11 protein-coding genes are annotated in these 13,112 nt (G+C 75.1%); 5 read left to right on the top strand and 6 right to left on the bottom strand.

What is annotated here, in order from left to right:
• Positions 1 to 44 precede the first annotated feature (44 nt).
• From IO39_RS34535 to IO39_RS34510, 6 genes are read right to left on the bottom strand one after another with little or no spacing between them, the layout of a single operon-like run.
• Positions 45 to 1,217 (bottom strand): 3-deoxy-7-phosphoheptulonate synthase, encoded by a 1,173-nt coding sequence (locus IO39_RS34535; protein WP_043632444.1) that lies wholly within the window; start codon positions 1,215 to 1,217, stop codon positions 45 to 47.
• Positions 1,218 to 1,276: 59 nt separating this feature from the next.
• On the bottom strand, positions 1,277 to 2,074 hold the full coding sequence (locus IO39_RS34530; RefSeq protein WP_043632345.1) for a DUF3050 domain-containing protein: 798 nt from the start codon (positions 2,072 to 2,074) through the stop codon (positions 1,277 to 1,279).
• Complete coding sequence (locus IO39_RS34525) at positions 2,055 to 3,866, bottom strand: AMP-binding protein (RefSeq protein ID WP_084773984.1); 1,812 nt, start codon at positions 3,864 to 3,866, stop codon at positions 2,055 to 2,057. Before IO39_RS34525 ends, IO39_RS34530 begins: the two co-directional genes overlap by 20 nt.
• Positions 3,867 to 3,895: 29 nt before the next feature.
• Entirely contained in the window at positions 3,896 to 4,495 is a 600-nt protein-coding gene (locus IO39_RS34520; RefSeq protein WP_084773974.1) for a flavin reductase family protein, read from the bottom strand.
• Positions 4,496 to 4,505: 10 nt separating this feature from the next.
• Positions 4,506 to 6,278, bottom strand: a complete 1,773-nt coding sequence (locus IO39_RS34515) for a tryptophan halogenase family protein (protein WP_157549255.1) — start codon at positions 6,276 to 6,278, stop codon at positions 4,506 to 4,508.
• Between the two features lie 44 nt (positions 6,279 to 6,322).
• Complete coding sequence (locus tag IO39_RS34510; protein WP_043632341.1) at positions 6,323 to 7,621, bottom strand: FAD-dependent monooxygenase; 1,299 nt, start codon at positions 7,619 to 7,621, stop codon at positions 6,323 to 6,325.
• Between the two features lie 304 nt (positions 7,622 to 7,925).
• On the opposite strand from IO39_RS34510, the gene IO39_RS34505 reads away from it, so the two are divergent.
• The 5 genes from IO39_RS34505 (at position 7,926) to IO39_RS34485 (ending at position 13,088) form a co-directional block, all read left to right on the top strand.
• Positions 7,926 to 8,405, top strand: coding sequence for a carboxymuconolactone decarboxylase family protein (locus IO39_RS34505; RefSeq protein ID WP_043632338.1), 480 nt, complete (start codon positions 7,926 to 7,928; stop codon positions 8,403 to 8,405).
• A gap of 199 nt (positions 8,406 to 8,604) precedes the next feature.
• Complete coding sequence (locus tag IO39_RS34500) at positions 8,605 to 9,666, top strand: acyl-CoA synthetase family protein (RefSeq protein ID WP_043632334.1); 1,062 nt, start codon at positions 8,605 to 8,607, stop codon at positions 9,664 to 9,666.
• 39 nt (positions 9,667 to 9,705) lie between these two features.
• Complete coding sequence (locus IO39_RS34495) at positions 9,706 to 10,485, top strand: aminotransferase class IV (RefSeq protein ID WP_043632330.1); 780 nt, start codon at positions 9,706 to 9,708, stop codon at positions 10,483 to 10,485.
• Between the two features lie 129 nt (positions 10,486 to 10,614).
• Complete coding sequence (locus IO39_RS34490; RefSeq protein ID WP_043632327.1) at positions 10,615 to 12,741, top strand: LuxR family transcriptional regulator; 2,127 nt, start codon at positions 10,615 to 10,617, stop codon at positions 12,739 to 12,741.
• A 53-nt stretch (positions 12,742 to 12,794) separates the two neighbouring features.
• Positions 12,795 to 13,088: a hypothetical protein gene (locus IO39_RS34485; RefSeq protein WP_043632323.1), complete on the top strand. Its 294-nt coding sequence runs from the start codon at positions 12,795 to 12,797 to the stop codon at positions 13,086 to 13,088.
• The last annotated feature ends 24 nt before the right edge of the window (positions 13,089 to 13,112 follow it).

Below are 13,112 nucleotides of genomic sequence, written 5' to 3'. Positions count from 1 at the left end.
GCAGGTCTCCTGCGCGTCGGATGGGTCAGAGGGGTGGCGGTGGGTCATCGGGCGAGCTCCCGGGCGAAGGCGGTGACAACCCGCCGCGCCTGCTCCGGGTTGAGCCGCGGGTCGCACCCGGTCCGGTAGCGGCTGGGGTCGATACCGGGCAGCGGCCGCCCGGCGTGGTCCAGGCATTCGGCCACGTCGTCCGGGGTGATCTCCAGGTGCAGGCCCGCCGGGCGTACGCCGTGGCGGCGGGCGAGCCGGACGAACGACCGGGCCTCGGCGACGACGCGGTCGACGACGCGGATCTTGTATCCGCCGTGGCGTTCGGTGTTGCCGTGCATCGGATCGCACAGCCACAGGGGCCGGGCGCCGGCCCGGCGGGCGGCGGCCAGCAGCCCGGGCAGCGACTCGGCCACGCGGCCGGCCCCGAGCCGGGTGACGAAGGCCAGCCGGCCGGGCTCCCGTCCGGGGTCCAGCGCCTCGACGAGCGCGGTGACGTCCTGAGGCCGGGCGGACGGTCCGAGCTTGACCGCCACGGGGTTGGCGATCCGCGCGGCCAGCGCCACGTGCGGGCCGTCGGCCTGGCGGGTGCGCTCGCCCACCCACAGCAGGTGGGCGGAGGAGGCGTAGGCCGTGCCGGCGATCCCGGCGGGCCGGACCAGCGGCTCCTCGTAGGGGTGCAGCAGGGCCTCGTGGCTGGTGAAGACGGGGTGGGGGGTGCGCGCGGCGGCCAGGTGGGCGAGCACCTCGGCGGACTTGTCGTAGGCGAGCAGCAGCCGGCCGGGCCGGGGTGTGCGGGCGTGCGGGGTGGCGGCCAGGCCGTTCACCGCGTCGCCCATGTAGATCGGCACGCGCGTGCCGTCGGCGGCGGCCTCGGTGGGGTGTGACCGCGGCTTGGCGAACTGGCCGGCGATCCGGCCGACCACGACGGTTCCGGCGGGTCCGGCCACGCCGGCCAGGATCGTGGCCAGCTCGGCGAGCTGCGCGGCCTTGCGGGCGACGAGGCCGGGCAGCACCTCGGCGAACAGCTCGGCGCAGTCACCGGCGTGCAGGACGAGCCCGCCGCCCGTGGCGACCTCGGCGAGCCGCTCGCGCAGGGCGCGGGTGGCCGCGAAGGACACCAGGGCGGGCCGTCGCGCGAGCTCGGCGACCACCGCGGCGAGGTCGCCGCCGGCGGACCAGTCGGGCATCGGCACGGCCGGGGCCGCGACCGGCCGGGAAAGCGGCATCGAGGTCACCCTTCTCGTGGCGGGGAAGCGGGTTTCACGGGCGGGCGGGGAAGCGGGTTTCACGGCCGGGCGGCGATGCGCTCCGCGATGGCGTCCCACAGGTCGTGCCGGGCCTGCAGCGCGGTGTTCAGCGTGCGCGCGCACTCGTCCCACCTGGCCTGGTCGTCGCCGCAGAGGTCGACGAGCATCTGCATCGCCATCGGGGTGTGCTGCTCGCCGTCGACCTCGATGTGCCGCTCCAGGTAGTCGCGGAACGTGCCCAGCGCGCCGGCGTGCCGGTCCATGCGCATGACCCGGTCGAACATCTCGGGGATGAGGTCCTCCCTGCCGAACGCGAACGCGGCGGCCTGGCAGTGCAGCGGCTCCTCGGCGATGATGCGCCAGGTGGTGGTGACGAACGCGGCGGCCGGCCGGGGGACGCGCGCGCCGGCCAGCCCGTCGGGTACGGTGCCGCCGGAGCGCAGGTGGGCGATGAACGCCTCGATGGCCGTGGTGTCGGCGCCGGCCTGCCGCATGCCGTCGACGTACAGCTCGAAGTGGCTGATGTGACCGCCGGCCAGGGTGTCGCTCTCCTCGACCAGCACGATCTCGTTGACCAGCCGGCGGCTGGTCTCGGGGCCCTCCGGCACCCAGGGCACGCGCACGCAGGTGAGCTGCAGCTGGAGGCTCTTGAGCAGGGACATGAAGTCCCAGACGGCGAAGACGTGGTGCTCCATGAAGGTGACCACGTCGCCGAGGTCGTTGAGCGAGGTGTACATGGGGTGGGCGAGGATCTTGTCCCTGATCGGCTCGATGGCCTGCTGGAGCCCGTCCAGCCCCGGGTGCGAGATGCCCCACTTATAGCGATTTGTCGACATTTTGTGCTCCAGATGGTGTGGTCGGAACGGGAGAGGTGATCGGAAGGGGGCCGGGCGGCACCCGCGCCGGCTCCAGCTCGGTGCCCAGCAGCCCGCGGATCTCCAGCCGCTTGATCTTCCAGGTGGAGGTGCGCGGGAAGTCGGCGAAGTGCCACTGGACGGGGTCGCGCAGGCCGGGCAGCCCGGCCACGGCCGCCGCCCAGCGCCCGGGGTCGAGTGGCCGGTCGTGGCGGGTGGCCAGGACGGGCGTGGGCCGCCCCGACCGGTCCGGCACGATCACCAGCTCGGAGATCTCGGGCAGGCGCTCCATCAGGACGTCCTCCAGTCCGAGGTTGCTGTCGATGTCGCTGATCTTGTCCACCTCGCGGTCGGCTAGGTGGACGCGGCCGGCCCGGTCCCGCCAGCCCATGTCGCCGACGTACCACCAGCCGCCGTTGAGCTGGGACCGGAAGCGCTCCTCCTCGCCCAGGTAGGTGCGGACCCGGCCGCGGGTGCGCACCTCCAGGCGGCCGATCGTGCCGCGGGGCGCGGGCCGGCCGGCGGCGTCGACGACCCGCAGCCGGACGAAGCCGGGCAGCGGGTAGCCGATGCAGCGGCCGTCCATCCGCTCGACGTTGCGCCTGGTGTTGAGCCAGCCGGTGAGCGGGCCGGTCTCGCTCTGGCCGAACAGTTGCAGCAGGGCCGGGCGGCGGTGCCGGGAGGCCGACAGGAGCCGCTTGACCGTGCCGGGATGGATGGCGTCGAAGGTGCTGCTGTAGTAGCGCACGCCGGACAGCGGACCGCCGATCTCGTCCGCGAAGTCCTCCCACAGCACGAAGTTGTTCGGGTGGGTCTCCACGACGGCCGGCCTGGCCGTCTCGAGCATCCTGCGGACCGTGGCCAGGCCCGTCTCGCCGATCACGGCGAGGGGGTTGCCGTAGGACAGGAACACGCCGAGGGAGTTGAAGAAGCGCGAGTGCACGAACGACATCGCCAGCAGCACCCGCGCGCGGCGCCGGACCGGCCAGGCCAGCAACTGCTGGGGAAGCAGGCGGTGGGCGAGCGTGCGCGTGGTGTGCACCATCAGCTTGGGCACGCCGGTGGTGCCCGAGGAGTGGGTGATGAGCGCGGCGTGGTCGGGCGGCAGGTCGATCGGAGGACGCCGGGGCGCGCCCGCCAGCGCCGCGAGGTCGATGATGCGGACGCCGTCCAGGCCGGACGGCGGCTCGGGCCGAGTGCGGTCGGGACCGGACGCCGGCGCGGGCCGGGCGCCGTCGGGGCTGGACGGCGGCTCGGACCGGACGCCGTCGGGGGCGGCCGGTGGAGCGGCCGGTGGGGCGGAGCGTGCCGGGCCGTCGGTGAGGAGGACCTTCCGGCCCGCGAACGTGCCCTCGCCGGCCAGCCGGGCGAGCTGCGCCGTGTCGGTGACGATCCACGGCGACGACAGCCGGGCCAGCAGGGTCAGGACCACGGCGGGCTCCAGCGCCGGGGAGAGCATGACGGGCACCGCGCCCGCCCGGGCCGCGGCGCAGGCCAGCAGCGGCAGGTCGAAGTTCAGGCCCTTGTAGACGGGCAGGTGCTCCCCCCGTCCCACGCCGGCCGCCCGCAGCCGGGCGGCGAGGTCGTCGACGACGTCGGCCAGCTCGTCGTAGCCGTAGGCGGTCTGCCCGGAGCCGAGCACGCTCAGCGGCCGGTCCAGCCGGACCGTGGCGGCCGGGTGCCGCCGCGCCGCCTCCTCGAACATCCGCCCGATGCGGAACGTCCGCCGCAGCGCCGTCCGCAGGACCGGCGCCAGTGCGCCCGCTGCCCTCATGGTCTTTTCCCCTTCGTCGCTCACGGTCGTCATCCGTCCTGGTCGGGGCGCCACGCGGCGAAGCGCCGCAGGCCGTACAGCAGCGGGACACCCGCCGCCCGCGTCACGTCGGTGACCTCGCCCAGCACCACCGCGTGGTCGCCGACGAGCAGGCTCCTGGTCACCCGGCAGCCGGCGAAGGCGACGGCGTCCTCGGCGAGCACCGGCTGGCCGTTGGTCTCGGAGAAGGCCCAGGCGACGTGGGCGAACCGGTCGTCCACCGGCCGGGAGAACAGCTCGGCGACCCGGCGGCCCTCGGCCCGCAGCAGGTTCACCGCGAACCTGCCGCTCCGGCACAGCGCCTCCAGCGTGGAGCTGCGGGTGTGCAGGCAGATCAGCAGCGTCGGCGGGCTCACGGCCACGCTCGTCAGCGACGAGCAGGTCAGCCCGCGCGGCAAGCCGTCGGCGCCGGTGCTGGTCACCACCGCGACGCCGGTGGGGAAGGACCCCATCAGCGCGCGGTAGTCGTCCTCCGCGCACGTCCGCACGCCGGGCTGCGCGCCGGGCCGCGTGGTGGGCTGCGTGGCGGGCTGCGTGCCGGGCTGCGACGCCACGGCCGTGGTCGTCGCTCCGGCGGCTGCGATCTCCATCGGACGCCCGTCACGCACCGCTGTGCCAGAGCCAGCGCTCTTCGCCGTACCCGGTCACCCAGCTGTGCGGCCCGTGGACCAGGTTCCGGGTGAGCTCGGGCCGGGCGTGGAAGGCGGCCAGGGCCTGGCGCTGGGTCAGGGCGCGGGCCACGAGGGCGTCGGCGGCCGACTTGCGGGCCTGCCACGCCTCCAGCGGCTCGGCGCCGGTGACGAGCTCGGCCGGGTAGTTCTGGCCGAGCAGCAGGCAGTCGACGCCGTCCAGCTCGTAGAAGGTGGGGGCGGCGGCGCGGGCGAGCCTGCGGGTGATCGGGTCGCGCAGGTGCAGCGGCGCGCCGGCGGCGTAGACGTCCAGCAGCGGCTGGATGCCGGAGACGTCGGTGGAGGTCCAGACCTCCCGCCAGAACGGGGTGTCGCGGCGCCGGTTGTAGCGGTAGTGGAGGGCCAGGAACCAGCGCAGCCCGTCCCAGCGGTTCGCGGTCACCCGGTTGAGCGTCTCGCTGGGCACCGGGTGCTTCCAGGACGCCGGCAGCAGCGGCATCATGGACATGATCGTGAACACCAGCATGAGCAGGCTGCTGGACTCCAGCGGCTCCACGAACGCGTACGAGTTGCCCAGCGCGATCACGTTCCCGCGCCAGGTCTTCTCGTGCCGGCCGACCCGGAAGCGCACCGTCCTGAGGTCGCCGACCATGCCGTGCTGCCGGATCACCTCGCCGGCGGCCTGGTCACCGGAGAGGAAGGCGGAGGAGTAGACGTAGCCGACGTGGTCCTCCCCGGGGACGGGGATGCTCCAGCACCAGCCCGCGTCCATGGTCGCGGCCGTGGTGTACGGCTCGATCTCCTCGCTCTGGTGCGTGTAGCCGGTGACCGCCGTGTCGGTGAAGAGGCTGCCGGCGTAGCTGGTGAAGGGGGTCTTCAGCGCGTCGCCCAGCAGCAGGGAGCGGAATCCGGTGCAGTCGATGTACAGGTCGAAGTCGAGGCTGCGGCCGTCGGTCGTGCGCAGCGACTCGATCCAGTCCTCGCCGGACAGGCGGACGTCGCTGATCTGGGCGTCGATGTGGCGGATGCCGCGCTCCGCGGCGATCTGGGAGAGGAAGGCGACCAGGGCGCGGTTCTCCAGGTGGTAGGCGAACGGGAGGTCGTCCATCAGCGAGACGTACTCGCCGTCGCCGGTGCGGAACACCGGCACCCGGTTGTGCAGCATGAACAGCGACTGCAGGGTGTAGGCGTTCGGGTCGTTCCTGGTCGCCAGCGAGCCCAGCACCCCGATGGAGTTGGCGCCCCAGTCGAAGGGGGCCATGATGCCGTCGGGGTAGGGGCCCCAGTCGAACTTGATGCCCAGCTTCCAGGTCGGCTGGACCCGCTTGAGGAAGTCCAGCGCGTCGATGCCGAGATAGTGGTGCAGGAACGCCAGCAGCGGCGGCGTCGTGGCCTCGCCGACGCCGATGACGGGGATGGCGCTCGACTCGACGAGCGTGACGTCCAGCCAGGGCCGCCTGGCCCGCAGCGCCAGCGCCACCAGGTAGCCGGCGGTGCCGCCGCCGATCACGCCGACGCGGCGCACGGCGTGCGGGTCGTCGGGGTCGGGGCGGGGCGGCTCGTGGGTGAGCGCGGCGCGCTCCCGGTCGGGGACGCGGGAGCGGAACGCGCCCGCGCCGTCGCTCGCGGGGCCGGGCAGCAGGCTGGACAGCGTGCGCGCCTGGGCGTCCGGCATGGTGCGGGCCAGCAGCTCGATCTTCTCCGGCCAGGTCATGCCGTGGCCGGCCGCGGATGTGCTCGTCATCTGTGCGTCTTCTCTCTCGAAGTGGCGCTTCGATCCGGGGGTCGTCAGTACAGGCCGCCGCGCAGCGTGATGGGCCCGCGCGGGCCGTAGGGGGCCTTGTCCAGCCAGGCGCCGAGGCGCGGCAGCCATGGCGCCAGCCGGGCGGCGCCGGCCTGGGCCAGCCGGGACCGGGCGGACTCCGCGCGCAGGTGCCGCAGCGCGCCTTCGACGCGGGCCCGGTTGTGCCGCGCCGCCTGCCGGCGCACCGTGTCGTAGTCCTCGACGACGCCTCTGGCCCGTGCCACGCCGGTCGCGTGGAGCGCCAGGCACACGGCGGTCGCCGCGGCCTCTGCGTCGGCGATCGAGCTGTTCATCCCCCGCGCGCCCAGCGGGGCGAACAGGTGCGCGGCCTCCCCGGCGAGCAGGACGCGCCGGTGCCGGTCGGTGAAGGCGGTGGCGACGCGCTGCAGGCAGGGGTAACGCGACACCCAGAGCACCCGCTCCGCCTGCTCGGGCGCGACCACCTTGGGCAGCCACCGGCGCACGGCATCGGGGTCGCTGAGCGCCTCGCCGTCCGCCGGGTCCCGGCACTGCACGTCCACCTGGACGCCGCCGGTGAACGGCACGATCAGCAGGTTCCGGCCGTCGAGCGCGGGGTGGCGGTAGTGCATGTGCCGCTCCGCCGGCGCGCCGCCGGCGTCCTCGCCGGACAGGTCCACCGCGACCCGGTAGTCGCTGGAGCGGCCGCCGTCCATCTCGATCGGGAGGGCGGCGCGTACGGCGGACCGCGCGCCGTCGGCGGCGATGACGTAGCGGGCCCGCCACTCGCCGCCGTTCCCGGCGCGGACGGTCACCCCGTCGGGGTCGGGCAGGACCGCGTTCACCCGGGCTCCCCAGACGGGCTCCACGCCGGCGGCCCGGCAGGCGTCGAGCAGGAACCTCTCGGTGTCGAGCTGCCGCAGGCTCGCGTACGGCGGCAGCCCGCCGCCCGGCCCGGTGTCGTGCTCGCTGCCGTGCTCGCCGTCGTGCCCGCTGCCGTGCCGGCCGCCCGGCCCGGTGGCGTGCCCGCTGCCCGGCCCGGTGTCGTAGCGGCGGGCGTAGACCTCCCTGCCGCGGTAGAAGGTGCGGGCGACCTGCCACCGGACCCCGAAGCCGGCGATCTTCTCCCCCAGCCCCGGGCTCAGCCGCTCCAGCCGTGCCAGCGTCTCGTGGTGCACGAACAGCGCCCGGCTGCCCGGCCGCTCCTGGTCCCGCGCGTCCGCCTCGATCAAGGTCACCTCGACGCCGAGCGACCGGGCGGCCAGAGCGGCGCTCAGACCGGCCGGGCCGGCGCCCACGACCAGCAACTCCTGCTCATGGCTCATCGATCGGGCCTTCCTCGTCGGTGGTCCCCCGCCGCTCGTGCGGACAGCCCGGGTCGCTGAAGGGCCGAAGGGGGCGAAAGCCGGTCGCCCCGCATGCGGGGCCCGGGGGCGCGGCTCGAAGCCGTCGCTCACGCAGTTCAACAGGCGCCGGGCCGGAAAGTCCACTACCTGATTGAGTAGTGGACGGGCGGAAGGCCGCCTTTTATGGTGATGCCGTGAGTTCACGAGAGCGGCCGTGTCACGTCAAATGACTTTTTCGGGTACGGCGCCCGTGTAAATTCAGCCGACCTTTCGAAGGAATTCCATGACGAGTCAATCCGCGCGGCTGCCGCTGTTCCACATCGCCCGCGAGAGCTATGCGGCCATGGGCAGGCTCGCCCAGACCGTGACGCAGAGTGCGCTGCGGTCGGGGATCGCGGCGGAGGTCGTGCACCTCGTGAAGATCCGGGTCTCCCAGGTGAACGGCTGCGCGTTCTGCATCGACATGCACGTCATCGACGCGCAGGCCGCCGGGGTCACCGCCCAGCGCACCTACCTGCTGGACGCCTGGCGGCACTCACCGCGGTTCTTCTCCGAGCCGGAGCAGGCCGCGCTCGGCCTGGCCGAGGCGATCACGCTGCTCGGCGCGGACGCGGTGGACGACGACGTCTACCAGCGGGCCCGCAAGCACTTCAGCGAGGAGCAGGCCGCCCACCTCATCTTCGTGGCGACCGTCATGAACGCCTGGAACCGGCTGGCCATCTCGGCCCGGCTGGCGCCCGGCGCGCACCAGGGCCGTTCGTGAGCGCGGATCCGCGCTCCCCCGCCCCGCCCGGGGCCGTCCGTCACACGCGGGCCCGTCCCACGCAGGCCCATCACACGCAGGCTCATCACACGCGGGCCCGTCCACATGCGGGCCCGTCCACATGCGGGCCCATCACCCACAGGCCGGTCACACGCGGGCCCGTGAGCCGGGTTCGCAAGCCACACGCAGGGAGTAGAGCATGTCCGCGGTAGACGCGCACGCGCCGGCGACGGAGCTGGGCCGGCACCTCCAGGAGACCCTCGACTGGCACTTCGACCCGGCGACGGGGTCGCGGTTCTGGCTGGGGCTCGCCGGCGGGCTCGGCTTCGACCCGCGCGCCGACATCCGGTCCGTCGCGGACCTGCGGCGCTTCCCCGACGTCGGGGAGCTGCTGCGGACCGTGCCGGCCGAGGATCTGATCCCCCGGGGCGGCACCGGCACGTACGAGGTGTTCGACTCCGGCGGGACGACCGGGACGCCCAAGCGCGTCGTGGACGCCACCTCGCGGGTGGCCAACGCCGACTGGTGCGCCGACGTGCTCGACGCCCACGGCTTCCCGGCCCGGGGGCACTGGCTGCACATCGCGCCGTGCGGGCCGCACGTGGTCGGCCGTACCGTCCGGCGGATCGCGGCGCGGCGCAACGGGCTGTTCTTCACCGTCGACATGGACCCGCGCTGGGTGCGCAAGCTCCTCGCCGACGGCCGCGGCGACCTCGCCGACGAGTACGTCGAGCACGTGCTGGACCAGATGGAGGCGATCGTCGCCACCCAGGACATCCGGGTGCTGTTCATCACCCCGCCGATGCTGGAGGCGGCCTGCGCGCGGCCGGCCATCTACGAGGCCCTGTCCGAGCGCCTGGAAGGGCTGCTCTGGGCGGGCACCTCGGCGGGGCCGGAGACGCTGCGGCTCATCGAGGAGACGCTGTTCCCCAAGGCGAAGGTGTGCGGCATCTACGGCAACACGCTGATGGGCATCGCGCCCCAGCGCCCCCGCGAGCCCGGCGACGAGCACCCCTGCGTCTTCAGGCCCTACCACCCGGCCTCGGTCGTGGAGATCGTCGACCCGGACACCCGGGCCCCGGTGGCCTACGGCGAGCGCGGCCAGGTGCTCATACACCTGCTCTTCCGCGACATGTTCCTGCCCAACATCCTCGAACGCGACACCGCGCTGCGGATCGCCCCCGCGGCGGGCGACGTGGTGGACGGCATCGCCTCCGTCCGCCCCGTCACGACCGAGGAGATCGTCGAAGGGGTCTACTGAGCTTCACCGGCGACCGGCCGATCAGGGAGGAGGTGCCGGTTGGAGACGATCAGCGTCTTCGCCGGAGGCGGGTTCGTCGCGGGCGTGCCCGTCGAGGACGACCTGCTGGCGGCCGACTCCTGGCTGGTCGTGGACGGTGCGGCGCGCTTCCTCGCCGACCACGGCCGCCGCTTCCGCGCGGCCTGCGAGGCGGCGGCCGCGGCCGGGGAGCTGGTCGCCGCGATGTGGCGGGCGGCCGTCGCCGCGCTGCCCCGGGAGGGTGACTGGTTCCCCCGCGTGGAGCTGTCCGCCTCCGGCGAGCTGCGCCTCCGCCTGCGTACGGCGCCGCCCAGGGGCGGGCGGCTGACCGTCTGGGCCGGGCCGCCCGGCGACCCCCGGCGCGCGCCCCGCGTCAAGGGGCCGGACCTGGCCCTCCTCGCCCGCCTGCGGGCCGAGGCCCTGCGGCACGGCGCTCACGAGGCGCTGATCACCACCGCGGACGGGTGGGTGGTCGAAGGCGCCACCACCAGCCTGCTGTGGTGGGAGGACGGCACCCTCTGCGCACCGCCGGACGAGCTGCCCGCGTTACCCGGAGTGACGGCCGCGCGGCTCCGGCGCCGGGCCGCCGAGCTCGGCATCCCGGTCGCCCGCCGGCGCCGGCGCGTGCCGGACCTCGCGGGCCGCGAGATCTGGCTGGTCAACGCGCTGCACGGCATCCGTCCCGTGCGGGGCTGGGCGGCGCCCGGGCTCCCCGGCCCCGGCCCGGCCGCGATGGCGCCGTCCTGGCAGGCGTGGCTGGCGCGGCAGGCCGAGCCGCTGCCGCCGCCGCCCGCGCGATGAGCGGCGCGAGTAACCGCTCCGGAAAAAGAGCCGCCTTTTCGCGAGGTCCGGCCGATTCCTCTCATCCGGGACGGGCGGTCGCACGAATTGCTGTCACGACGGGAGAAAAACCGATAGGGGGCGGCACCTATGTCGATCGGTTTTGACAATATCGAAAAACAAAGCTGGCGGCCGTTCTTCAAGGTCCTGCGGCAGGCGGGGCCCGGCTGGACGCTGATCCTGCTGGCGCAGGAGGGCGAGCCCGCCGGGGCGCCGCGCCCGGCGGGGGCGGCGGGGACGGCAGGGGCGGCGGGGACGGCAGGGGCGGCGGGGACGGCGGGGCGGCGGGGCGGGCACGTCCTGCACCGCTCGCCGCCCGCCGGCGCCGAGACGGGCCAGGCGGACGCCGCCGTGGTGCGGCGCCAGGTCTGGGTGCTCCTGGTCACGCCGCCCGGCCCGGCGGAGACCGAGGCGAACCGCGAGCCCACCGCCGCCGACACCCTCGCCCGCGCCGTACGCGAGATCCTGCCGGTGTCCGCCCAGGCCGCGGTCAAGCTGGCGGATCGGCTCCTGGAGGAGCTGGACGCGCCGGAGCCCGCCCTCGCGCCCCACCTGGTGACCGTGGCGGACGCCCACCTCGCCGGCGGGCGGCTGGCCGGGGCGGGGGTGCTGCTGCGCGAGAGCCTGCGGCGGCCGTTGCCGGGGGACGTCGCGGCGGAGCTGCGTACCCGGCTGGTGCACGTGCTGGTCGCGGGCGGCCGGACCGCCGAGGCGATCACCGTCGCGCGGGCCGCGCCGCCCGGGCAGGACGGGCACGACGACGCGCGCGCCGCGCTGGCCTTCGCCCTCTCCCTGCACGACCCGGCACGCGCCGCCCCGCAACCGGCTCCGAGCGCTCCTCCGGGGGCTCCGGGGACGGCCGCGGGAGCGCCTCCGACGACGGCTGCGGGAGAGGCGGCGCGGACGGCTGCGGGAGAGGCGGCGGGGACGGCTTCGAAGGCGGTGGCGGAAGCGCCCGCGGGGGCGGTGGCGGCGGTGGCCGCGTGCGCGCTGGCCGGGAGCGCGTGGCGGCGCGGTGACGCCGGGCAGGCCCTGCGGCTGGCCCGGCAGGCCGTCACGGCCGCCGACGCCGGCGCGTCGCCGGTCTGGCGGATGCTCGTCCGGCTCGCCCACGCCCGCCGCCTCATGAGCTGCGGCCGGTACGCCGAGGCCGGCGACCACATCGAGCGGGCCGCCGGCGAGCTGTCCCGCCCCGGCGCGCCCAGCGTCTACGCCCCGGCCCCCGCCATCGCCCGGGCCGAGCTGCTGCTGCGCACCGGCGACCTGGAACAGGCGGTGGAGCTGGCCGAAGCGGCGCTGCGCAGCGCCCGCGAGATGGACGCCGGCCTGCTCGTCCCCCTCGGCCACGCGGTCCTGGCCGAGGCGCGGCTGCGGATCGGCGACCTCGACAGGAGCCGCCGGCACGCGGAGGTCCCGGACCGGCTGCGCGCGGCCGGCCGGCCCTGCCTGTGGCCGGTGCATCCCGGCTGGATCCAGGTGCGCGTCGCCGCCGAGTCCCACGGCCCGCGGCAGGCGGCCCGGCTCTTCGCCGGCGCGCACGCCGGCCCGGCCACGTACGCGCCGCTGCTGCTCGACGAGCCCGGCGCGGCCGTCTGGCTCACCCGGCTCGGCATCGCGGCGGGCGACGACGCGCTCACCGGCCGGACCCTCGCCGCCGTGGAAGGGCTGGCCCGGCGCAACCCGGACCTCCACCGCCTCGCCGTCGCCGCGCGCCACGCCAGGGCGCTGCGCGAGAAGGACGTGACGGCGCTGCGCCGGGCGGCCGCCGAGCATCCCGACCCCTGGGACCGGGCCGGTGCCCTGGAGGACCTCGCGGCCCGGCTCGCCGCCCCGCCCGCCGCCGACCTCGCCGAGGCCGCCCGGCGTTACCAGGCGGCCCTGTGCCTGTTCGAGCGGATCGGCGCGGTACGCGACAGCGAGCGCGTACGCGGCCGCTTGCGGGAGCTGGGCCAGGAGCCGGCGCCGCTCCGGCAGGGACGGCCCCTGTGGCGCGGCTTCAGCGAGACCGAGTGCCTCATCGCGCTGCTGGTGAGCCAGGGGCTGACCAACCACCAGATCGCCGGCCGGGTCTCGCTGTCGGCGCACACGGTCAACTACCACCTGCGCAAGATGTTCCGGAAGGTAGGGGTGAACTCGCGCGTCGAGCTCGCCCGCCTCGTCAACGAGGCCGGCCGCGACTCCCTGCCCCTCCCCTGCGCCTCCCGCGCCCTGCCCTGACCGCCCCGCGCCGCCGCCGCGCGCCTGCTTAGTATCCGCTGCCGGACGGGGCGATGTTCGGCGCCTTCGAGCCGCAGGCCGAGACGCGTGGCGGTGACTCCGGCGACTGCTGGTACACCATCCGCTTCCCGATCTCCACCGACCTGCCCGTCCACGAGGTGCTCCGCCACTACCGCCAGGCCAGGATCGAGGACCCTGACGGCGAACTCGGCGACTTCACCGTCCACGCCTGGATCATGGCCGACGAGTCCGGCCGCCGGGCGAACGAGGACCCGGCCACCGGCCCGGTGATCATCGACGTGGACGGCGTCTACTCAGGCGATCCCCCGGACTCGCGCTGCTGGTGAGCATCCCGGTCCCGGGCGCGCGCC

The sequence above is a fragment of the Nonomuraea candida genome (assembly GCF_000725485.1).
GTDB lineage: Bacteria > Actinomycetota > Actinomycetes > Streptosporangiales > Streptosporangiaceae > Nonomuraea > Nonomuraea candida.
The sequence above is the reverse complement of the archived record's forward strand: the minus strand, read 5'-3'. Positions and strand labels throughout refer to the sequence as shown.